1 protein-coding gene is annotated in these 269 nt (G+C 49.4%); it reads right to left on the bottom strand.

Features of this window, described 5'->3' with window-relative positions; translation table 11 throughout:
* On the bottom strand, positions 1–256 hold a 256-nt coding region (locus AAEZ05_RS28775), incomplete at its 3' end, for a SixA phosphatase family protein (protein WP_350650005.1).
* Between the last annotated feature and the right edge of the window lie 13 nt (positions 257–269).

Here is a 269-nt window from a genome sequence, read left to right as displayed (position 1 = left end):
CACTATGGGCATCGTCAGAAGGCGTTATATTATCTTGTACCGTCGCTGGTACTGTAGGCGCCCGCGCTTGCAGCTCTGCTAGGGTTTGCTGCGCCCTATCATAAGGACTTACGATAAAACGATCAGGCTTATAATTGGTCGTGATATATTTTGCAGTTTGCGCGGCTTGCTGCTGTCCAAAGTCAGTCAGCTGACGAGCGCTGTCTGGACGCGTTTCGTCTTCTGCCTGACCGTGACGTATTAATATCATTTTCATAGCGTTCCTTGTC

This window comes from Pseudomonas sp. HY13-MNA-CIBAN-0226, assembly GCF_040310305.1.
Lineage (GTDB): Bacteria > Pseudomonadota > Gammaproteobacteria > Pseudomonadales > Pseudomonadaceae > Aquipseudomonas > Aquipseudomonas gregormendelii.
The sequence above is the reverse complement of the archived record's forward strand: the minus strand, read 5'-3'. Positions and strand labels throughout refer to the sequence as shown.